The sequence below is a fragment of the Nitrosopumilus sp. b3 genome, from assembly GCF_014078525.1.
In the GTDB taxonomy this organism is placed as follows: Archaea; Thermoproteota; Nitrososphaeria; order Nitrososphaerales; family Nitrosopumilaceae; genus Nitrosopumilus.
On record NZ_MU078693.1, the window covers coordinates 278,475 to 298,005 of the forward strand.

At 31.6% G+C, this 19,531-nt stretch carries 26 protein-coding genes; 13 read left to right on the forward strand and 13 right to left on the reverse strand.

The window, feature by feature from the left end; genetic code table 11:
• Nucleotides 1-75: 75 nt before the first annotated feature.
• Complete coding sequence (locus tag C6990_RS01645; RefSeq protein ID WP_182127992.1) at nucleotides 76-981, forward strand: transcription initiation factor IIB; 906 nt, start codon at nucleotides 76-78, stop codon at nucleotides 979-981.
• Between the two features lie 38 nt (nucleotides 982-1,019).
• Here the strand turns inward: C6990_RS01645 and C6990_RS01650 are convergent, their stop codons facing one another.
• Nucleotides 1,020-2,393, reverse strand: a complete 1,374-nt coding sequence (locus tag C6990_RS01650) for a cation:proton antiporter (protein WP_182127993.1) — start codon at nucleotides 2,391-2,393, stop codon at nucleotides 1,020-1,022.
• 116 nt (nucleotides 2,394-2,509) lie between these two features.
• Between C6990_RS01650 and C6990_RS01655 the strand changes: the two genes are divergently transcribed.
• Both C6990_RS01655 and cysC read left to right on the forward strand, forming a co-directional pair.
• Nucleotides 2,510-3,052, forward strand: a complete 543-nt coding sequence (locus C6990_RS01655) for a hemerythrin domain-containing protein (RefSeq protein ID WP_182127994.1) — start codon at nucleotides 2,510-2,512, stop codon at nucleotides 3,050-3,052.
• A 37-nt stretch (nucleotides 3,053-3,089) separates the two neighbouring features.
• A complete protein-coding gene (cysC, locus tag C6990_RS01660; protein ID WP_182127995.1) occupies nucleotides 3,090-3,605 on the forward strand; it encodes an adenylyl-sulfate kinase in 516 nt (171 codons plus the stop codon).
• On the opposite strand, the gene C6990_RS01665 is transcribed toward cysC, so the two are convergent.
• The 4 genes from C6990_RS01665 to C6990_RS01680 all read right to left on the reverse strand — a co-directional run bounded on the left by C6990_RS01665 (nucleotide 3,597) and on the right by C6990_RS01680 (nucleotide 6,110).
• A complete protein-coding gene (locus C6990_RS01665; protein WP_182127996.1) occupies nucleotides 3,597-4,412 on the reverse strand; it encodes a 3'(2'),5'-bisphosphate nucleotidase CysQ family protein in 816 nt (271 codons plus the stop codon). The two genes, cysC and C6990_RS01665, sit on opposite strands and share 9 nt — an antisense overlap.
• A gap of 9 nt (nucleotides 4,413-4,421) precedes the next feature.
• Nucleotides 4,422-4,628 carry a hypothetical protein gene (locus tag C6990_RS01670; protein WP_182127997.1) on the reverse strand — a complete coding sequence of 69 codons (207 nt, stop codon included), beginning with the start codon at nucleotides 4,626-4,628 and terminating at the stop codon, nucleotides 4,422-4,424.
• Nucleotides 4,629-4,668: 40 nt separating this feature from the next.
• Entirely contained in the window at nucleotides 4,669-5,412 is a 744-nt protein-coding gene (locus tag C6990_RS01675; RefSeq protein ID WP_182127998.1) for an SDR family NAD(P)-dependent oxidoreductase, read from the reverse strand.
• A 266-nt stretch (nucleotides 5,413-5,678) separates the two neighbouring features.
• On the reverse strand, nucleotides 5,679-6,110 hold the full coding sequence (locus C6990_RS01680; RefSeq protein WP_182127999.1) for a hypothetical protein: 432 nt from the start codon (nucleotides 6,108-6,110) through the stop codon (nucleotides 5,679-5,681).
• Between the two features lie 211 nt (nucleotides 6,111-6,321).
• On the opposite strand from C6990_RS01680, the gene C6990_RS01685 reads away from it, so the two are divergent.
• The gene (locus C6990_RS01685) at nucleotides 6,322-6,969 is read left to right on the forward strand and encodes a Snf7 family protein (RefSeq protein ID WP_182128000.1); all 648 of its coding nucleotides are present in this window, start codon (nucleotides 6,322-6,324) and stop codon (nucleotides 6,967-6,969) included.
• A gap of 10 nt (nucleotides 6,970-6,979) precedes the next feature.
• Here the strand turns inward: C6990_RS01685 and C6990_RS01690 are convergent, their stop codons facing one another.
• Together C6990_RS01690 and C6990_RS01695 are read right to left on the reverse strand one after the other, a co-directional pair.
• A complete protein-coding gene (locus C6990_RS01690; RefSeq protein ID WP_182128001.1) occupies nucleotides 6,980-7,447 on the reverse strand; it encodes a transcriptional regulator in 468 nt (155 codons plus the stop codon).
• 79 nt (nucleotides 7,448-7,526) lie between these two features.
• Entirely contained in the window at nucleotides 7,527-8,222 is a 696-nt protein-coding gene (locus C6990_RS01695; protein WP_182128002.1) for a hypothetical protein, read from the reverse strand.
• A 316-nt stretch (nucleotides 8,223-8,538) separates the two neighbouring features.
• Between C6990_RS01695 and C6990_RS01700 the strand changes: the two genes are divergently transcribed.
• The 7 genes from C6990_RS01700 (at nucleotide 8,539) to C6990_RS01730 (ending at nucleotide 12,793) form a co-directional block, all read left to right on the forward strand.
• Complete coding sequence (locus C6990_RS01700) at nucleotides 8,539-8,826, forward strand: winged helix-turn-helix domain-containing protein (protein WP_182128003.1); 288 nt, start codon at nucleotides 8,539-8,541, stop codon at nucleotides 8,824-8,826.
• A 4-nt stretch (nucleotides 8,827-8,830) separates the two neighbouring features.
• Nucleotides 8,831-9,859 (forward strand): helix-turn-helix transcriptional regulator, encoded by a 1,029-nt coding sequence (locus tag C6990_RS01705; protein ID WP_182128004.1) that lies wholly within the window; start codon nucleotides 8,831-8,833, stop codon nucleotides 9,857-9,859.
• Nucleotides 9,856-10,884 carry a V-type ATP synthase subunit I domain-containing protein gene (locus C6990_RS01710; protein WP_182128005.1) on the forward strand — a complete coding sequence of 343 codons (1,029 nt, stop codon included), beginning with the start codon at nucleotides 9,856-9,858 and terminating at the stop codon, nucleotides 10,882-10,884. Before C6990_RS01705 ends, C6990_RS01710 begins: the two co-directional genes overlap by 4 nt.
• A 44-nt stretch (nucleotides 10,885-10,928) precedes the next feature.
• Complete coding sequence (locus C6990_RS01715) at nucleotides 10,929-11,123, forward strand: hypothetical protein (protein ID WP_182128006.1); 195 nt, start codon at nucleotides 10,929-10,931, stop codon at nucleotides 11,121-11,123.
• Between the two features lie 41 nt (nucleotides 11,124-11,164).
• Entirely contained in the window at nucleotides 11,165-11,878 is a 714-nt protein-coding gene (locus C6990_RS01720; RefSeq protein WP_182128007.1) for a 7-carboxy-7-deazaguanine synthase QueE, read from the forward strand.
• Between the two features lie 62 nt (nucleotides 11,879-11,940).
• The gene (gene folE / locus C6990_RS01725; RefSeq protein ID WP_182128008.1) at nucleotides 11,941-12,498 is read left to right on the forward strand and encodes a GTP cyclohydrolase I FolE; all 558 of its coding nucleotides are present in this window, start codon (nucleotides 11,941-11,943) and stop codon (nucleotides 12,496-12,498) included.
• A gap of 43 nt (nucleotides 12,499-12,541) precedes the next feature.
• Nucleotides 12,542-12,793 carry a hypothetical protein gene (locus C6990_RS01730; RefSeq protein WP_182128009.1) on the forward strand — a complete coding sequence of 84 codons (252 nt, stop codon included), beginning with the start codon at nucleotides 12,542-12,544 and terminating at the stop codon, nucleotides 12,791-12,793.
• A 2-nt stretch (nucleotides 12,794-12,795) separates the two neighbouring features.
• Here C6990_RS01730 and C6990_RS01735 read toward each other — a convergent pair whose 3' ends face one another.
• From C6990_RS01735 to C6990_RS01745, 3 genes are read right to left on the reverse strand one after another with little or no spacing between them, the layout of a single operon-like run.
• A complete protein-coding gene (locus tag C6990_RS01735) occupies nucleotides 12,796-13,470 on the reverse strand; it encodes a 7-cyano-7-deazaguanine synthase (RefSeq protein WP_182128010.1) in 675 nt (224 codons plus the stop codon).
• Between the two features lie 13 nt (nucleotides 13,471-13,483).
• A complete protein-coding gene (locus C6990_RS01740) occupies nucleotides 13,484-14,404 on the reverse strand; it encodes a homoserine kinase (RefSeq protein ID WP_182128011.1) in 921 nt (306 codons plus the stop codon).
• Entirely contained in the window at nucleotides 14,404-15,162 is a 759-nt protein-coding gene (locus C6990_RS01745) for an ATP/GTP-binding protein (protein WP_182128012.1), read from the reverse strand. Before C6990_RS01745 ends, C6990_RS01740 begins: the two co-directional genes overlap by 1 nt.
• Before the next feature lie 376 nt (nucleotides 15,163-15,538).
• Between C6990_RS01745 and C6990_RS01750 the strand changes: the two genes are divergently transcribed.
• Together C6990_RS01750 and C6990_RS01755 are read left to right on the forward strand one after the other, a co-directional pair.
• A complete protein-coding gene (locus C6990_RS01750; protein ID WP_182128064.1) occupies nucleotides 15,539-16,555 on the forward strand; it encodes a lysylphosphatidylglycerol synthase transmembrane domain-containing protein in 1,017 nt (338 codons plus the stop codon).
• A 34-nt stretch (nucleotides 16,556-16,589) separates the two neighbouring features.
• A complete protein-coding gene (locus tag C6990_RS01755) occupies nucleotides 16,590-17,390 on the forward strand; it encodes an SDR family NAD(P)-dependent oxidoreductase (RefSeq protein ID WP_182128013.1) in 801 nt (266 codons plus the stop codon).
• 2 nt (nucleotides 17,391-17,392) lie between these two features.
• Here the strand turns inward: C6990_RS01755 and C6990_RS01760 are convergent, their stop codons facing one another.
• The 3 genes from C6990_RS01760 to C6990_RS01770 all read right to left on the reverse strand — a co-directional run bounded on the left by C6990_RS01760 (nucleotide 17,393) and on the right by C6990_RS01770 (nucleotide 19,501).
• Nucleotides 17,393-17,791 (reverse strand): hypothetical protein, encoded by a 399-nt coding sequence (locus tag C6990_RS01760; protein ID WP_182128014.1) that lies wholly within the window; start codon nucleotides 17,789-17,791, stop codon nucleotides 17,393-17,395.
• Nucleotides 17,792-17,803: 12 nt separating this feature from the next.
• Complete coding sequence (locus C6990_RS01765; protein ID WP_182128015.1) at nucleotides 17,804-18,115, reverse strand: hypothetical protein; 312 nt, start codon at nucleotides 18,113-18,115, stop codon at nucleotides 17,804-17,806.
• A 153-nt stretch (nucleotides 18,116-18,268) separates the two neighbouring features.
• On the reverse strand, nucleotides 18,269-19,501 hold the full coding sequence (locus C6990_RS01770; RefSeq protein ID WP_182128016.1) for a glycosyltransferase: 1,233 nt from the start codon (nucleotides 19,499-19,501) through the stop codon (nucleotides 18,269-18,271).
• Between the last annotated feature and the right edge of the window lie 30 nt (nucleotides 19,502-19,531).

Sequence of the window (19,531 nt, forward strand, 5' to 3'; positions counted from 1 at the left end):
AATTTTCAATGGACTTTTAAGAAAAAAACTTGTTGATTCATAAATACCATAATTTCTAGGATTCTAGAAATAATCATGGTAAGTAAAGGAAAGGATCTATGTCCAAGATGTGCACAAGGAAAACTAGTTACTGATAATGAATCAGGAGAAATGTTTTGCTCAAAGTGTGGATTTGTAATTACTGAAAAACTACAAGAGGCAGGACCTGAATGGAGATCCTTTACCCAAGATGAGGGTGGAAGCAAGGCAAGAGCTGGTGCACCAACATCATTGACAATGCATGATATGGGTCTTGCAACAATTATCAACCCTGTAAACAAAGATGCATCTGGCAGACCACTAACATCGTCTATGAAAAGCACTATTGAAAGACTAAGGACTTGGGATAGCAGAAGCCAAGTTCATGAACCAGTTGATAGAAATTTTAGGCAGGCATTTAGTGAATTAAACAGACTAAAAGACAAACTAGCAATATCTGATGCAGTAATTGAAAAAGCTGCATACATTTACAGAAAAGCACTAGAGAAAGGTCTAGTTCGAGGTCGTTCCATTTCTGCTCTTATGGCATCAGCTCTTTATGCTGCATGCAGAGATACTGAAACTCCAAGAAATCTCAAAGATGTAGAGCAAGCAGCTAACATCAAAAGAAAAGATATTGCAAGATGTTACAGATTACTAGTCAAAGAACTTGATTTGAAGATGCCAGTAACTGATTCAATTCAATGTGTTGCAAGAATTGCAAGTAGAATTGGAATTGCAGAGAAAACAAAAAGACATGCAACAAAGGTTCTAAAAATGGCTCAAGACAATGAGGTATCAGCTGGAAAAGATCCTATGGGTTTGGCAGCAGCAGCATTGTATCTATCTTGTGTGAAAAACGGTGAGGATAAGACTCAGCGAGATATTGCAGAAGCAGCAAATGTTACTGAAGTAACCATTCGAAATAGGTACAAAGGCCTCAAAGAATCATTAGATCTATAATTTCCATTTTAAAAAACATAGTTTAGAACAATCTATTTTTAAGAATCTTCAGTCGGTTTAACAAAACCACCTTCAACTGATTCAGGAGGAGGAATCTTTTTTGATTTTCCTAATCCTATTGTTGTGATTATTACTGATGATAATATTATAAAGAAAACAAGTTGCGGATATGCTTCTGCATTTGATATTCCCATAGTTATTGGATAAGTAGCAAGCACTGCAGCTGCTAATCCTCTTGGAATCATAGCATTTGTTACTGCCCTATCTAAGAGAGAAAATCTTTTTGTCAGTGTTACTTTGCCAACAAATATTCTTCCAAAATAAACTGCGACTGTAATTAAAACTCCAAATATGAGATACTCTACCTGTCCAAAACTTGCCATTAATCCTACAAATACAAAAAAGAAAGATCTTACCAAAAATGTTAATTGATTATGTGTAGGATCATCCATCTCAATTTTTGGCAGCTTAAATCTGAGTATTTTTGAGAGATGTTTTTTATTTCCAACCATTAAACCAAACACTAGAGCTGTCAAAGCCCCGGATTCTCCAAATGAATTTGCCAAGAAAAATAAAACAAATAGAACTCCTAATGTTAACATATACGCGTGCTGAGCATTTCCAAGCTTTGTTGAGACATACATCCAAGGAATTCCTACGCCAAATCCAAGAACTAAACCAACAATAATTGCTCTTCCAAGAGTATGCTCTAATGTTTGTAGATCAAAATGTCCTGCAAGTACTGCTTCAAATAATATGAATGCAATAATTGTCGCTAAAATATCAGTTAGTGCAGATTCAAAACTTAGCATGGATTTGGTCTCTTCTGAAATTTTGATATTTCTCACAAGACCAAAAACAATTGCAGAACTACTTCCACCAACAATTGATCCTAACAAAATACTCTCAAGCCATAACCATCCTAAAGCATAATGAGCTGCAAATGTAATCATAGCAACAGATAGAATGAAACCTAAAACTGCTAATGTTACTGAAAAATGTGCAGTTCTAATTACGTGTTTGATATCTAGATTCAACCCTCCATCAAACATGATAATTATTAGTGCAAGTGCTGCAAAGTATGGTACCACTTGAATTACAGCTTCAGGTTGAATTAATCCGAAAACTGGTCCAATAATTACTCCAAGAATCATTAAAAATGCTACATCAGGAATTCCAGTTTTTTTGAAAAATGCTTCACCAGCAACTCCAAGAAAAATTACAACGCCTGCTGCAAGTAAAATAACATGAGCTGAAGCAATTGGCCCCTCTTGAATGGATAATGTGCCTATAGAATTTTGTATTTCAATTAATTTGTCTAAAATTGAACTTGAATCAAAATTTGATAATGGAATAAAATCTTCTATTTGCCCTCTAAACAACTGCAATACTGATAAAATTATTGGATTCATTTATGACTAAAAATATTCTTTTAGAAAAGGAAATTAAATCAGATTTATTTGATAATTTTAGCTCCTTGATTGATTTTAGATACACATTAAATCAACAATGAAAATAGATTTCTTACTTGAGTGCTACAAATCAACTCCGTGCTGATCATGATCAAGTTCGTCGTTTAGAAAAATTAGTATTCAAATGTTCTGATGAACTGTATAAAGGCACAAAAATCCCATTTTCAGACCTGACAAAAATCACTATAGTCATTTCAGAATTTATTGATACTATTCATCACTCTAGAGAGGAAGATTCGTATTTTCCATGTGTTGCAAGCTATGATACTCTAAAGGAAGAAATACGAAAATTTATGATAGAACATGAATTTGGAAGGAATATTGCCAGACAAATATCGCACCATCTAAAAAGATGGAAAAATGGTGAAGATGCACAAGAACCAGTATCAAGATATTTGAGAACTTATGCTATTTTCCTAAATGATCATCTAAACAAAGAAAATAAATTTTTTGATGACGCAGAAGCCAATGTCTTGTCTAAAGAAGAAGAAATTGAAATGTATGAACAGTACAAATCGGTATTTGCAATAGTTAAAAAAGTCGATGAAATGATTGCAGAGATTGATTATTTAGAAAAACAACCTTGGGCTAAAAATTAACGTAAGCTCTTTATGGGTTGTTTTGATATTTTTGTTTATGAAACCTTTTGTTCTTTGGATGACTGGTCTTCCTTGTTCAGGAAAGACTACCATCGTAAAAGACTTGCAAAATGATATTCCAAACTTAGCAATGCTTGATGGAGATGAACTACGAGAATGGTTCTCTCCAAAAGATTTTTCAAAAGCAGGACGTGATGAGCATAACAAAAAAGTTGCTCATTTGGCAAAGCTTTTGCTTAATCATGGCGTTCCAAGTGTAGTATCTCTAGTTTCTCCGTATTCTGAAAATAGAAAAAATGCTAGAGAGATTATTGATGCTGGCAATCAATTTGCAGAAGTTTATGTGAAATGTTCACTTGCAAAATGTGAAGAAAGAGATGTCAAAGGTATGTATGCCAAAGCAAGAAAAGGAGAAATCAAGGGTTTTACAGGAATTGATGATCCTTATGAGGCACCTGAAAATGCTGATTTGATAGTTGATACAGAAAATGAACCTCTTTCTGATAGTGCAAATAAAGTAAAGGACTTTCTTAAAGAAAGAAACCTACTCTAATTTTTTAAATTCTTCAATAATTTTATCATGAACTAATCCATTTGTCACCAAAATTCCATTTTGGTGACAAACCTCTTTGTTGTTGTATGTGATATCATTTCCTAACATATCTGTCATTCTTCCTCCAGCTTCTGCAATTATACAATACGATGCTGCAGAATCCCACTCTTTCATTTTATTTGTAGTAGTAATGTATGCTTCAGCTTCACCTGAGCTAATTTTCCCTACTTTTAATGAACTACCAATACTAGTGAAATCTTCAATACCTAATTTTTTGATAAATAATTTTTCCTTTTCTGACAAATGATGTCTTGATCCAACTGTTCTACATTTAGAAAGATCTGAAACTTTGGTCACAGAAATTTTCTCCCATTCATCATTAGAATATTTGAATGCACCACTTCCTTTTTGTGCAACAAAGAATGTTTTTTCTGTAGGCCAACCAATCACACCAAGAATTGGTTTTTTATTTTTAATTAATCCAATCATAACCGTAAATTCACCAGTTTTATCAATAAAATCAGAAGTTCCATCAAGTGGATCTACTATCCAAATAGTATCCTCTGATAATCTATTAAGATCATCCTTATCTTCTTCAGACAATATTGGGTGATCTGTTTGTGAGAGAATCTCTTTAATGATATTATTACTTTTAATATCTGCCTCAGTAATTGGAGAATCATCACTCTTTGTAAACGACTCAAAATCTCCTTGATAAATTTCTAAAATTGCTTTACTTGCCATTTCAACAGCCTTGAGAGCAATCTCTAATTCAGGAATTTTATCAGTAATTGGAATACCTTTCAATTGAAAAACCTAAGTTGTTAGTTCTGGCTTTAATGTCCAAGCAACTCCAAGTACAATAAACGGAATTGACATGATTCCAATAATTCCAAGAATAGTATTAAATTGTGATTCTGAAACTTCTGGATTATTCACAATCCATGGAAGTGGCAATGTAACTATTATCCAAATAATTCCTAAAAGTATAAACAATTTAGCTTTTGATTTTCTATCTTTCATCATTTTTCATACTCTTGTGTTGTATTAAATTCATGTGAATTCATTTAATTGATTCTCCCCCATCCACAGCAAGAATTGCCCCTGTAGTCCATGATGCATCATCTGATGCAAAATATAACACTGCTTTTCCAACTTCTTCTGGTTGGCCAATTCTACCTATTGGGTGATCAGCATTCATGAATTCTTTGTCTTTTTGAGTTTTCAAAAATGGTTTTGTCATATCTGTATCTACCACACCTGGACAAATACAATTTACACGAATCTTATCTTTAGCATATTCTAGTGCCCAACATTTTGTTAGCAAAATTAATGCAGCTTTTGATGCTGAGTACGCATCAGCATTAAACCCTTGATATGCCTTTAACCCTGCGTCTGATGAAATATTAATTATTGAACCTGATGTTTTTTGTAGATACGGAATTGTCTCCTTGGTAAACCTAAACTGTCCAGTAAGATTTACATCCAAAACCTCATTCCATTCATCCTCATCAATATTGTGTAGTTCCTTTATTTTTGGAAAAATTCCCGCATTGTTTACTAGAATGTCTATCTTGCCAAATTTCTCAATTGTTTTATTTACTACGTTTTTTACTTCTTCTTTGTTTCTAATGTCAGCTACGATTCCGATTGAATTTGGAATCACTGATGATGCTTTCTCTAATCTTTCTTGATTTTTTGAAGTAATTATTACCGTTGCTCCATTTTCTGCTAAAATTTTAGCAGTGGCAAAACCGATTCCACGACTTCCTCCTGTTACCAGTGCAACTTTTCCAGATAATTTCAATAGTTTTTAGATAGAAAATCGTAATTTATACCTCAATTAACTCATAATTAGGTATAAAATATTATAAAAAAATTAAGTATTTTTTATAATATTTTTCATAAAATTATAAATACTTAAAGTTACTATAGTAGTTAATGTCAATAGATATAATTTCTATCGACTAAAACTGCGTAACCCCGCAGAACGTAAAAGGTAATCAGACATTTAGCATCTGAGAAGGAGAGGAAATCTCTCAAAGTTCTGCAATGAAGGGGTTTACGCCTCTTTTAATTTTGTAAAATATCCACAGACACAGAACCCATTGTATTGCCATTTGGATTAATAATAATCATAATTTCTTGTTTCTCTGAAATCAAAATATTTTCTTTGCCAACATATTTCCATGTAAAATATTCAGAAATTCCTGTTTGGTGCGATGTACCCTCAAGTATAAAATCTTCAGAAAAATCAAAATTTTCCCCATTCAATTTAATTGATAAAACCTCTGGACTACTTCCATTTGGAACAAATCTAAATGAATAATGACCTTCATTAATAAAAAATGAATTACTATAGACCCCATCAGAATATAGACTTGGATCTGCAAGAGTTACATGAAATACAATGTTATTCTCATTCAAAGTTTGATTTGAACCAAAATTTATTAGAAAAATGCCACTTAGAACTGCTATTAGAATTATGAGAATTTTTTTGTTCATAAAAAAGAGCTCCACTTATCCATCTTAAAGATTTTAGAGTAATAATGTGGGATTTGAAATGTTAGTTTTTATTTTTAACCTTTACAATAAAATCAAAAATTAGCCTCAAAAAATGACGATTTCTAACGTTTATCTTTAGTTAGTAAAATTTAATGTACTGTTAACCATTATTTACACCTGAGATTAAGTACATATTCTAAAATCTATCTCAATGCCTAATTTATCAAAAGATTGGTCAAAGCAACCAAAGCCTACTATATCTGAAAAAATTAATGATACGATCAAGCCTAAAGGTGCATTAAAACCAAGAGTTCAAGATGGTATAAAAAAAATTCAAATTCAAATTAAAAAATTAGATACAATGTTAACAAATTTACAAGAACGTGATGCAAAACTATTTCAAAGAATTGTAGATGCAACACAAAAACATGATACCCAAACAACCAAAGTTCTAGGAAATGAGTTGGCTGAGGTCAGAAAGGTTACCAAAATTTTAAGCGGTGCTAGAATAGCATTAGAGCAAATTGAATTAAGACTAACTACGTGTAGTGATCTTGGAGATACAGTTGTTGCAATAATGCCAACAATGGGTCTTATGAAAAATCTAAAATCATCACTTGGAAAAATCATGCCAGGTGCTGAACAAGAAATTGGTCAAATGGCAGAAATGCTTGGTGGATTCATGACAGATAGTTTCTCAGGAGATTCAGCATTTGGAATAGATGCAACTACGAGTGCAGAATCTGAGAGCATTCTAAAAGAAGCTGCTGCAGTTGCTGAAAGTTCTACAGGCCAAATGTTCCCTTCAGTTCCTACTGGAACTCAAGAAGCAACTACAACTAGTTCAAAATTCTATTAATTCTAAAGTTTTAATCAGATAGTGATTCTCTAGATTCTTTAATTCTTTTTACTCTACTACCTTCATCCTCAATTACTTTATCTACATTTGATAGTTTTTCCCTTAACGAATTAATGATTGTACCTACCTCATCTGCTTCATTTTCTACCTGCTGTCTCTTTTCAGCAAGTTCTTTAATTCCTCTATTTTCCTCATCAATATACTCACTAACTTTTTGCAGTTTTTCTTTAAGATTCTTAATATCTACAGATTCTTCTTCAATGTCTTTTTCAAGTAATGTTCTTTTGTCTTTAAGATTTTTAATCATTAAACCAACATAATCTATTGCTTCTTCTAACTTTGCACGTTTCCCCATTAACTCGCCAATTCCAATTTCACTTGTAGATTCAACTGTTAACTTGGATTCTGCAGATTCATCTGAATCTACCCTATCTTTTACCATTTCTCCTCCCTCATCATTTTTGAACTTATCAAACATTTTATGATTTTCTTTTTAAAATGGGAATAAAAAGTTATTATGAATCTCAAAGCTGACCTTGTGAATGATTTTTATTCAATTAAAGAAAATAATGGAGACTATTCAATCCTGAATTTCCAAATCCTTGGTTAGATTCAATCCCATTTTCTGAAATATCACTTATTATTCCAGTAGGCAAATAATTCCCATTTTGAAGCATAGTTGTATTTTTTAATCCTAAAATTGTAAAAGATAGGTATAATACATCTTCTTGGTTTGTTTCTGCTAATTTTCCGGTAAATATTATTTTGAAACTAAGTTCCTCATCTAAGGCTGTTTCTTGGATTTCTTTATCTGAATCATTGAATTTTCCATTAAATTCCAAGTCAAATTGACTTTCTCTAAAATTTAAAATATTATTTGAAGAAATTTTCCACAAATTTTCTCCAACTTTTGAAGCTTTTCCATCAAAAAGTACAATTCCTGAGTGATATGCCTTATAATTTACATATGCCCATCCTGTTGTTTTTCCATCAAAAGACATTTCTCTATGTATATCCTCTTCAGAAAGGTCAGTTGGTAAAGCATAACGTTGAACTTCTAACTTTCCATTTACTACTTTTTCAGTTAAAATCGTCCAAAGTCTCTCTTTTCTTATATTTTCAGAATTTCCTAACTTATTTTCTTCTTGGATTTCATCGGATTCTGCAAACGAGTAGTTTACTGATAATGTTGAACTAAAAAGCATCAAAAGAATTAGAATTCCTTCTATGGATCTTTTTTGTGATTTTAACATGAGAATAGATTGTAAATGTAATGGATTAGGGACGGCTACGAAACATCCTGTTCCTTATATAGAAAATTTTAGCAAAATGCCCAAAAAATAGCAAAATTTTCCCAATTTTAGTAAAATATGAAAAATTAAGTTTTTTTCAAAGAAAACCATCTTTTTGTAACAAATTTTTTAGGCATAGATTTCCCAAGAAATTATCTCCCCATCCTCATTTTCACAAAAAATCAGAGTTTTTTTTACTGAGATGAGCGTTCCGCTTTGCGTTCCGCTATGAAGTTTCAAAATGTTCCTCATAAACCAATTAGTTCTATACTAGAACATGTCAAAACAACAATACAGGTCCGAAATGGGCATAATGGGTGATATCTTAGACGTTACCGCCGATGGCGGTCGTAATGGAATCATTGTATCTGCAATATCTCGCAAAGCCAACCTATCTCACTACGCAGTACTAGACAAATGTGAGAAACTGGTAGAAGCAGGCTTGGTCGAATCCGTCAAAAATGATAGGAATAGAGTCTTTTTGATTACTGAAAAAGGACTTGAATTTTTCCAGGAATTTAAGAGGTTTCAGGGATTAGTAGAGAGCATGAATCTAAGGTATTGATCAAATGAATCCCGAAATCGTACCAATTCATAGGAAAGAGTTTCTTCGAGAAGATGGAATGCTTTTTGTAAGGACTGAGGGTATCCTCGAAACAATGGTTAAAGCACCTTTGATAATTGCTAGCTTAATCGTTGTCGCTTTAGCGATGCCAATTCAGACCTCATTCAGCTCTACTCGATCTTTAGATATTACAGTTTATTCAGATGGTTCTGCACATGTATCATCACAAATAGAGGTGGATCCTTTAGATCCAGATTTTGAGGTTAATCTATTTGGTCCCTCCATTGATAATTTTGTCGCAGTTGGCGAAAACGGATTTTTACTATCTAGTGAAATAATTGATAATAAAGTAACAATTGATACTTTTGGAACATCTTCTATTACAATTGATTATGATATTCATGATTTAATTTCCAAAGAAGGCAGAGTTTGGACTTTTACTCTTAATTCACCTACTGATTATTCATTATTAATGCCTGCAAACTCAATAATTGTTGGAATGACTGCATTGCCATCAAATATGGTTATATTAAATGATCAAACACAGTTGGAACTAAGTACTGGATTATCAGAAATTAATTATATTCTCGGTACCGCAAACCCACCAGTAACAAACCCACCAGTAACAAATACTGAATCTACTATTGATATTTTTACACTTTCAATTGTTGGCATATCGATTACTGCAGCTGTAGTTGGAGTAATTTTTATGGTTAAAAGAAACCAAACAAAATCAATTCCTGTTATTCAAAACCAAATAACAGAATCCCAAACAAAATCTAATTCTAATGATCCTGAAACCATCTTTAAACTAAGACCTGAAATGCGTGAGGATGATAAAGAAATTATTAAATTTATTTCTGAAAATGGTGGTCAGGTTTTGGAAAGTGACTTAAGAAAAAAATTCCTTCAACCAAGAACTACTATGTGGAGAGCAGTTAAACGACTAGAAAGACAAGGAGTAATTGAAATTTCTAAAAAAGATTTACAAAACTTGGTTAAACTAAAAACAGAATTGGAGGAAGAAGAATGAAAGTTATTGTTACTTCTGTATTACTAATTTTAGTTGTTAGTATGGTTTTTGGTGGCCCCATGAGTAATGCTTATGCCCAAGATGACTCAAAAATTCTCCTAAAGCTTGCAAAACGTGCACAAAACCAAGTCCAAAATCAAATTTCTTCTGAATCTCCAGATCAAATAAAAAGATTATTTGATGAAGGAGTCCAAAATGTTAATTCACTTGAAAAGGCAATTAGAAATAATGATGTCGATTCTGCAAAAAAACATTTTCTTGCAGCAATGAAGATTTTTACTCAAATTTCTAGAGAGTCATCAGATACCTCTACAAAAGAATCATCATCAGAAGTTACAGCGAAAACAACATCGGACTCTGTAAGATCAACTGTTAAAGATCCATCAAATGATCTTCAAAGATTACAAATTTATGTAAATAGCCTAAAAACAATTGCTAAAAAATATGATGCGCCAATTGACTTCTCTGAACTTGATGAATTATTTAGATTATCCAAACAACAAATCAGTGATAATCAATTTTCTTTGGCATTAGAAACATTACAGAAAATCAAAAAAATCATTGTAGAAGTTAATAAAGAAATTAGAGATGAAGCATCAAAACAAGAATCTCAGCGTGCTAAAGAATATGCTCAAAAATATCTAGAACAACTAGATAGATTAATTGAAAATGCCAAAAAACAAGACCTTTCTGATGAAATAATCAAAAAATTAGAAAATGCTAGAGAAAAACTCTCTTCAGCAGATAATCCAAATGATATTATCAAAGAAATTAGAGAAATTCTGTCAATAAAAAAACAGTTTGAATTAACAAAAAATGATAGACTTGAATCAAGAGTATTACAAGTTGAAAAAACCATATCTAGATTATCTCAAATGGATGGAGTAGATGACAATGATTTGATGGATGCCAGAGCTACACTCCAAAGTATTAAACGTCATTTGTATGATGGAGAATTTGATGCTGCGAATCAACTTTTGAGAGATTTGGCAAAACAATTACAAGAAATTAAAAATTCTAGCTAATACTCATCATAAACTTCATATACATTTTCTAAGCAGCATTGAGCATGGCTTCTAAAGCAATAGTTGTTGGAGTAGGTATCCCTATGATTATTGTAGGTGCTTTGATGGCTTGGTTATGGGCTCCATTAGAAGTAATATATCAAAATCAAGTAGAACTTGTTGGAAGTACTATTGGAATTTTAGGAGTAATATTTTTCATCTCTGGATTATTTTATAGAAAAGAACCAGTCATGCATTAAAACATCATTGAATAAATAATGAAAAAAATTACGGTTATTACTTGAAAGTAAGATTATTTGAGATATTTACATCCGTTGAAGGAGAAGGAATTCTTTATGGAACAAAAACTCTGTTTGTTAGACTTGCAGGTTGTCCATTTACCTGTTTTTATTGTGATACTAAAGAATCTCTTCCACTTGACTCTGGAACGGAATATTCAATTGAAGAAGCGAATCAACTAATTGATACTAATCTTAAAAACCAAACTTACAAAGTAAATTTTACTGGAGGTGACCCATTAATTCAGCATCAAGCAGTAGCTTTACTTGCAAAACACATCCAAGACAAAAAAATTCCAACATATCTTGAATCTTCATGTTTTGATATTGATAGATTCAATCATGTATTACCATTTATTGATATAGTAAAAATTGAATTTAAAACAAAAGATTCTGATTTTGTAGATTCTCAACACTATGAAAAATTAATTGAGCATACAATGAAATGTCTAAAATCATCAATACAAGCAAAAAAAACAACGTATATCAAAATTGTTGTTAGCTCTAAAACAAAGCTAGATGAATTTAAAGAACTGACAAATCAAATTTTCAAAATTGTTTCTAAAGATGATATAGATGGATTCATCATTCAACCAACATATGGCATTTCTGAACCATCATTAGAACTATTATTGAATTTGTATGATATTGTATATCCAGATTATATTGAAGTAAAGGTTGTTCCTCAATTACACAAATTTATTGGAGCTCCATAACATTAGCACCTGACTAAAAATCTAATTAGGTTCAAATACTAGAAAAATTCTGTGAGAATAACATGGACAAAGAGCGTGTAGAAAAACTAGTTAGAGAACTAATTATTGAAATTGGTGAGGATCCTACAAGAGAAGGCTTACGAGAAACTCCAGACAGAATTGCAAATATGTACAAAGAAATCTTTGGAGGATATGATTCTGATTCAGAATTGTCCGTACAATTTTCAGAAGATTCTGATGTGGTAATTGCTCGTGATATTCAATTTTATTCAATGTGTGAACACCATATGTTGCCATTTTTTGGAAAAATCCACATTGCTTATTCTCCAAATGGAAGAGTTTTTGGAATTTCAAAACTTGTTAGATTAGTAGAAAAATACTCAAAGAGACTACAAATTCAGGAACGATTAACAAAGAATATTGCAGATGAATTGTTCGCTCAAGGTGTTAAAGGTGTAGTTGTTTTAGCTGATGCAGAACACCTCTGTATGAAAATGCGTGGTGTTAGAAATGATGCAACACTCTCTTCATCAGCCTTTAGAGGAATCTATGAAAAGAAAGAAGAAAAAGCAGGAATAATGACACTCATTAGAAAACGTGCCTCAGACTCTTCTTTCTAACATATAGTGAAAAATTAAATAATCAACATATTTGATCATCAACATGGGAGCAAATCCATATATCCATATTCCAAAAGAATCTTGGCCTAGTTGGACATGGTATGCAATTGAATGCATAATTGTTTTAGCAATTTCTTTGGTAGCATCAAGCAAAATTACTGATTCCTTTGAAGGGCTTGATCCACAAACACAAAACTACATGTTTATGGGAATAATGGGATTGATCTTCTTAGCTTGGTATATTGGTATAAGAGGTTTTATTCTAAAAAAGAAAATTCTTAGAAACAGATACTAAAATTATTTAAGATATTTTGTTTTATCATTAATTACAGCTTTTTCAAATGCAATTTTCCTATTATTACAAGATTCACAAATTCCACAATGATATTTTTTATTTGAATAACAACTCCAAGTTTTAAAAATTGAATCTCCCAATACTTTCATTCCCGATTTTAATAAATCACTTTTTGATAATCCTTTACGATAAGGAGACCAAATTTCTATGTTCTTTCGTATTTTTGATTTAATTCCATCTATTTCACCTTCGTTAAATGCAGCTTCAAGTTTTTTTGCAAAAATTGGTCTGCAATCAGGATAATGCTGATCTCCTGTATGTGCACCATATACTACAAGCTGTGCATTTAATGTAAAAGCCCAAGCAGACGCAATTGATAGAAATACTGCATTTCTAATTGGAACTACTATTGAATACTCAAATTTATTTGGGATTTTCTTTTTTGAACTAGTCAATACATTAGAATCACCATACAATTCTTTCATAAATCCTATATCGATTATTTTATGTTGCTTTAATCCTAGTTTTTTTGCAAAAGATTTAGCAGCTGTAATTTCATTATTTGCCTTTTGTCCATATGAAAAAGTAATTCCATATAATTCATATTTTGACTTCAAAAATGAAACTGCACAAACAGAATCTATTCCTCCACTAAATACTACTATTGCCTTTTTCATACTATTTCAAAAATCATTTTTTCTTAACAATTGCACCTTTGCTTGGTTTACAGATTATTGTTTGACATTTAATGTTCGCAGACGCAAATCCTTTAGACATTGCCAAACTAATCTTTTTCAAATTAGCAGATTTTTCTGTAAATGCGATAACTGATGGTCCTGCGCCACTAATTGTGACACCTAATGCACCTGCTCTTAGAGCATTTTGTTTTACTTTGGTATATCCTGGAATCATATGCTGTCTAGCTGGCTCAACTATTACATCTTTTATTGAATTGCCTATCAACTTTGGATCTTTTTTCATAAACCCTGCAACAATTGCAGATGCATTTGAAATATTCAAAACACTATCAGTTAATTTCACTTTATTTGGAATTACACCTCTTGAGACCTTTGTTTTCTTTTTTGGTACAACAAGTTTTGGAACAGCCACACACATTCTAAGATTTATTGGCGGATCAATCCGAATAACATCCAAAGGATCAGTCTTTACTATCACAAATCCTCCCAAAACTGATGCTGCAACATTATCATAATGGATTGTTCCTGCACTAGCTTTTTCACCAGAACCGGCAAATTCTACCAAAGTGTTTCCATCAAGTTTTAGTCCAAATAATTTATCAAATGCAATTGCAGTTGCAGCTGCTGATGCAGCACTGCTACCCATACCAAATCCTGGAGGGACTCCTTTTTTTATTTTAATTTCTATTCCTTTTTTTATTTTAAATTTTTTTTTCATATTTTTTACTACTAATCCTGCAGTATTGTTTTCAGGATTTGTTGGAATATTATCTGCAGTGCTTATTGTAATCCCACTTTTAGTTTTCGTTAATGTAATTTCGTCATAAAATGCGTCTATTGCCAATCCAAACACATCAAATCCTGGTCCTAGATTGGCAGTTGATGATGGCGCTTTTACTGAAATTGATTGCATTAGTCTTCTACCTCTTCGCCCAAATTAAGAATTCTGCTCAAAGCACCTTCAAGATTTACTAAACCATCCCCTGTTACATTAGAAATTGGAATTAAGCCCTGCGCAAACCCACCTAAATTTAATCCTCGTAAAATGCTTGTTGTTAATGTGTATGTATCGCCATCTGCCTCTTTAGAAATTGCATTCTCTAAAGTATTCAAATTTGTAGACCATTGCAGAATTTGTTTTAATCTATCTTCAATAAGATCTGTTTTTGTTACTACATTAATTGTAGGTAAATTCAAACGTAACCTTATTGATGTTGCAAGAAGTGCAATTGACACAAAATTAATAGGAGTAGTGATCAATGCACCATCAAAAAGAAAAATATTTGTTTTTTCATCTGATGAAATATTTTCTACAAGAAAACGGCCACTAGAACGATAAGCAAATAGTTCTATTTGACCAGGAGTATCAACAATAAGATAATCTGGATTTATTCTATTTACTTCATTTTGAATATCATCAATTTTAGATGCGATCAAATCATTTGCCATAATCATTGCACCATTTGGTCCAAGTTCATATTGATTCATTATTGATACAATATCTACATAATCTCTAACATCAACGTCACAAGTATATGGCATATTTTCTACTCCTGGATCCAAATTTAATACAGCTGCAAAAGAACCATTTTTTGTATAATAATCCAATAATTTTGATGTAAGTAATGATTTTCCAGAACCAGCAGTACCAGAAACGAAAATAGTTTTCAAACCTGTCTGATTCTTTATTTGCTTATATTTCAAACTAACTTGAAAATCTATTTTTATCAAAATTCCAAATTGGTATTAAAAATTTTAATAAAATTCCACTTTATCTTTATCATATTCTATTTCATCTTGTTTGTGATTGATAGTATTTCTGAAAAAGAAAATTATCTTAAAGATTTAGTGATTAAACTCCTCCGAGAAAGAAATCTATCCAATTTTGACATGCTAGATTCATTGTTTACAGAACTAAAGCATGAACTCGAAAATCAACAAAAAAACACTAATTGAACCATTTTTTGTGCCTAATTTGGGATGTACATTTTTTGATGACTGGGAATTTACTCAACTTTCATATTTGATTCCTCAAAAAAATTATCAAATGAACTGGAGACTAGTTGCCATTCCTGTTACCTTAATTCCTATTTTCATTATTGCCATTCAATTTGATATTCAAATAGATGATGTCTTGGCAATTGGAATTCTTCCATTTGTTGGTGCAGTTACAGCTATGTTGATCAAATTAGGATTACAGGGAATTAAATTTGCATATATCACAAGAAAATACCTTGGAAATTTTGATTCATTTTTAAAATTAGTGGGTGTTAGAGTAGGAAGTGAATTTATCAAATTTACAACCCCTATGTTTGTTGGAGCAGAATTCGTTGTAATCTATTATTTGCACAAGAAAGGAGTCAATCCTGCAAAATCTGCGTGGATTGCAATTATGGATATTGTTACTGAAGTGTTTGCAGCAGGTTTGTTATCTATAATGGCAGGAATCATTGCATTACTTAATGGTGCATATGTTGTCGGAGCTGTAATTTTAGCTACTAGTATTATTATTACATCTTTATGGATGGTCATGTTCTTTCTTTCATCTAAACATACATTCCAAGTTCCAAAAATTTTAGAAAATCTTGTAAAAAAGTTTGGAAAAGACAAGGGCAAAAAAGCTATTGATAAAACAAATCTCTGGATGGACGAAGTATGTACGATGAGTCGAGAAAATCTAAAAACTCCTGAATCTAAAAAAATCTTTACAATTTCATTTTTCTTTTCAATAGCATCATGGGCATTTTATGGAATTTCATTTATGATTATTGCTATGGGAACTGGTTATGTTATTAGTGCATTTAATTCTATAATGGCAGTTATGGGGGCAAACGCAATTGGAAACTTGCCAATCACTATAGGAGGATCTGGTTTAGCTGAATTTGGAATTGTTGCTTATTTGAATAACTTAGACCCTTTTGCTTTTAAAATTCCTGAAGGAATAGTTGCATGGGATGCAGTCATTGGATGGAGAATCGCAACTTATTATGTACCCATTGTGATAACCTGGTTACTTTTAGTTAAATTAGCCTTGAGTAAAATATCAAAACCATCTGAATCATAGAAACCACTTTATTTTTAAACAATTTTTTTAATTTATGAATTTCAAAAATAAGGTCGTTCTTATTACTGGTGCATCATCTGGAATTGGCAAAGAATCTGCAATAGAGTTTGCAAAAATGGGAGCTAACATAATTTTAGTTGCACGAAGAAAAGATAAACTAGAACAAATTGCAAATGAATTAAAAAAATTCCATGTATTAACATTGATTTGCCAGTGTGATGTTTCAAAAAAAGATCAAGTAAAAGAAATGACACAATCAGTCTTTGAAAAATTTGATTCTATTGATATCTTGGTAAATAATGCTGGATTTGCCATCTACGGCTCTGTTTCTGATCTTTCAATTCAAGATATAGAATCTCAAATGGAGACAAATTATTTTGGTATGGTATACTGTATCAAAGAATTTCTCCCATCGATGTTAAAGAAAAAATCTGGCCATATAGTTAATGTTGCATCTGTTGCTGCAAGTTTTGGTTTGCCTGGAATTGCTTCGTACTGTGCATCTAAATTTGCAATGTTAGGATTTTCTGAAGGTCTTAAACATGAATTAAAAGATACTGGCGTGGGAATTACTGTTGTAAGTCCAATAATGGTAAGAACCAACTTTTTTGATCATTCATCATTTGAAAAAATGCCAAAATACTCACCCACGTCACTTAATCCTAAAACTGTGGCAAAATCAATTATTAAAGCTGCAAATTCATCAAGATTAGAAATTGTTGTGCCCTCAGTGGTACGTGGAGCTATATGGATGAAAAGTTCATTTCCTTTTTTCATAAATCCAATAATAGGAAAATCATTCAAAAAACAATTAGATTCAACAAAGAAGAATTAAGTTTATTCTTCCAAATCATCTGAAGCCTCACTAGAGCCTACATCTAACAACTCTAATGATTTTAAATCAAATTGATAAATTGCTTTCATATCAATCTCTTTTTCCTTTTCTAGGTAATCTGAAACTTTTTTGCTTAATGGTGCTTTATGTTGGTCAAAAACGAATTCATAAACTTCGCCCTTTAGTAAATCGTCAATCTTAATTTTTTTTGAAACATCCATGGTAACAATATGTCGTCCATCCTCTACAGGATCATACAACTGTACGTCAATTTTGTTATCTTCATAATAAAATTCTAAAATATATCCTGATTTTTTCATTTCTTTAGGTTTCTTAAATTTTGCATTTTGAATTTCATCTGTAACCCAATCAGGAATATCGTCTTCTTTCTTTTTTACCATACTAAACCCTCTCTAGTTTTCTGCTTTTTCTTTTTTACTTTTTGACCACCATTCAAGATAATCATCATGCTTATCATCACGTGTTCTTTCTCTTTGATTTAATTTAAATCGAATATCGGAAATTTCTTCTCTTGTTGCATATAGTCCACATCTCTTACAAATGAAATGCCTTCTATTTTTTTCATCCATCTTCATTGGAATATCAATTTCATCAAATAATTTGAATAATGCATCTCTGCTTCTGTCTTCTTCTGGAAAATCTTCTATATACTTGGCTTCTATTTTCTTTTTCTCTCTTGATGTACATTCTGGACAGTTAGGCACTGCTGATTTTGCTTAATTTTTTCCATAAAAGCGTTCCCACATAATGTAGTGATCGTTATTAATCTGACACGCGGATTTTTTCATCATCCCTTGCGGTCCGTTCGCCCATCGAAATCCCGCGTGCCAGATGAGAAAAATTCTTAAAATAATCTATTATCTCTTTTCTTCTAAAATTTGGGCTGCAATTCTTGCTGAATTTTCTGCTCCATTTGGAACAAAATTTTTTGAAAATTCATGTAAATTTCCCTCAAATACTTCATAATCTTTCTTAATTTTGGAAATTGCATCAATTACTTGTGAAGTTTTAGTAGCTAGTACTCCTAAATTCTTTTCTTGTGCCCATAAGATGTTATTTGTATGCTCATCATAAACTGGAATTCCAATAATTGGTTTTGATTTCCCACCCATTATTTCACCCATGACAGTATGTGAGCCATTGACTACTGCATATTTGCATAAATTCAATATTGTATCCTTTTGATTCTCAGATAGAAAACCAATATCAATTTGTATCCAATCTATTTTTTTATCTAGTGCTTCTGTAATAGAATATTTTTTACCATTTTTGTCTGTTACAGAATCTAGGTTTGATTCATCTCTTGCATGTGAAATAATTCTTTTTTCATTTAGCATCTCTTTTTGATGAAAAACTTTTTCATATCTCTGGCCAGTTCCATCGTTTGTAGATTTATTTCCAGTTCTCATCCAATACCCAAATTCATTATTTTCAACCAGCTTTTCAAGATCTGTTTTTTCTTCATTTTGAATTTTATTACTAGTAAAATGTCCTACATAGATAACTTTCTCTTTAACCTCATTTATGAAATTTAGATTATATTCACACATTGTATATGGTGGTGGGGAATCTGCAACTAGGATTTTTGTAGCTTTTGCAATTTGTTTTGCAACAAAAATTAATGATGGATAAAGATATGCTCTTGAATTGTATAGTTTTGGCCTAAATTGGTTTGTTACAAATAAACTGGGGATATTTCGATTTTTTGCTAAAATATTTGAACCCATATCCCCATCATTAATTACCAAATCAAATTTTTCTTTATTGTAGAGTTTTCTTTCTTCTCTCAAATAATTTGCAATTTGCCTTACAAGTGGTGGATTTTTAGAAATTGGTAATAGCAGATTCATTAAAGACATTGTTACACTTGGTCCAAACTTTCCATCAATTGGAGTTGGCATTAATATCTCATGAATTTTCTCCTTTTGATCTGGAAATTTCTTTAATAATTTTTCATAAACATGATCCTTACTTGAGAAATGAACTTCAAATTTTTCTTTTATATGATCTTCTAGTACTTGATTAAGTCTCATCATTCTAGAATAGTGCCCACTTCCCCAAGGATAGATGAATTCTCCTATTTTGAGCATATCATAAAACCAATTATGCCGTTTAAATTC

Excerpts from the sequence above, each read along its gene's own strand:
- C6990_RS01645 (WP_182127992.1), top strand. The coding sequence starts at position 76 with ATGGTAAGTAAAGGAAAGGATCTATGTCCAAGATGTGCACAAGGAAAA.
- C6990_RS01770 (WP_182128016.1), bottom strand. The coding sequence starts at position 19,501 with ATGCTCAAAATAGGAGAATTCATCTATCCTTGGGGAAGTGGGCACTAT.
- C6990_RS01740 (WP_182128011.1), bottom strand. The coding sequence starts at position 14,404 with ATGCAATCAATTTCAGTAAAAGCGCCATCATCAACTGCCAATCTAGGA.
- C6990_RS01685 (WP_182128000.1), top strand. The coding sequence starts at position 6,322 with ATGCCTAATTTATCAAAAGATTGGTCAAAGCAACCAAAGCCTACTATA.
- C6990_RS01690 (WP_182128001.1), bottom strand. The coding sequence starts at position 7,447 with ATGTTTGATAAGTTCAAAAATGATGAGGGAGGAGAAATGGTAAAAGAT.
- C6990_RS01695 (WP_182128002.1), bottom strand. The coding sequence starts at position 8,222 with ATGTTAAAATCACAAAAAAGATCCATAGAAGGAATTCTAATTCTTTTG.
- C6990_RS01715 (WP_182128006.1), top strand. The coding sequence starts at position 10,929 with ATGGCTTCTAAAGCAATAGTTGTTGGAGTAGGTATCCCTATGATTATT.
- C6990_RS01650 (WP_182127993.1), bottom strand. The coding sequence starts at position 2,393 with ATGAATCCAATAATTTTATCAGTATTGCAGTTGTTTAGAGGGCAAATA.
- C6990_RS01670 (WP_182127997.1), bottom strand. The coding sequence starts at position 4,628 with ATGAAAGATAGAAAATCAAAAGCTAAATTGTTTATACTTTTAGGAATT.
- cysC (WP_182127995.1), top strand. The coding sequence starts at position 3,090 with ATGAAACCTTTTGTTCTTTGGATGACTGGTCTTCCTTGTTCAGGAAAG.
- C6990_RS01680 (WP_182127999.1), bottom strand. The coding sequence starts at position 6,110 with ATGAACAAAAAAATTCTCATAATTCTAATAGCAGTTCTAAGTGGCATT.
- C6990_RS01735 (WP_182128010.1), bottom strand. The coding sequence starts at position 13,470 with ATGAAAAAGGCAATAGTAGTATTTAGTGGAGGAATAGATTCTGTTTGT.
- C6990_RS01705 (WP_182128004.1), top strand. The coding sequence starts at position 8,831 with ATGAATCCCGAAATCGTACCAATTCATAGGAAAGAGTTTCTTCGAGAA.
- C6990_RS01760 (WP_182128014.1), bottom strand. The coding sequence starts at position 17,791 with ATGGTAAAAAAGAAAGAAGACGATATTCCTGATTGGGTTACAGATGAA.
- folE (WP_182128008.1), top strand. The coding sequence starts at position 11,941 with ATGGACAAAGAGCGTGTAGAAAAACTAGTTAGAGAACTAATTATTGAA.
- C6990_RS01730 (WP_182128009.1), top strand. The coding sequence starts at position 12,542 with ATGGGAGCAAATCCATATATCCATATTCCAAAAGAATCTTGGCCTAGT.
- C6990_RS01755 (WP_182128013.1), top strand. The coding sequence starts at position 16,590 with ATGAATTTCAAAAATAAGGTCGTTCTTATTACTGGTGCATCATCTGGA.
- C6990_RS01750 (WP_182128064.1), top strand. The coding sequence starts at position 15,539 with ATGAACTGGAGACTAGTTGCCATTCCTGTTACCTTAATTCCTATTTTC.
- C6990_RS01700 (WP_182128003.1), top strand. The coding sequence starts at position 8,539 with ATGTCAAAACAACAATACAGGTCCGAAATGGGCATAATGGGTGATATC.
- C6990_RS01710 (WP_182128005.1), top strand. The coding sequence starts at position 9,856 with ATGAAAGTTATTGTTACTTCTGTATTACTAATTTTAGTTGTTAGTATG.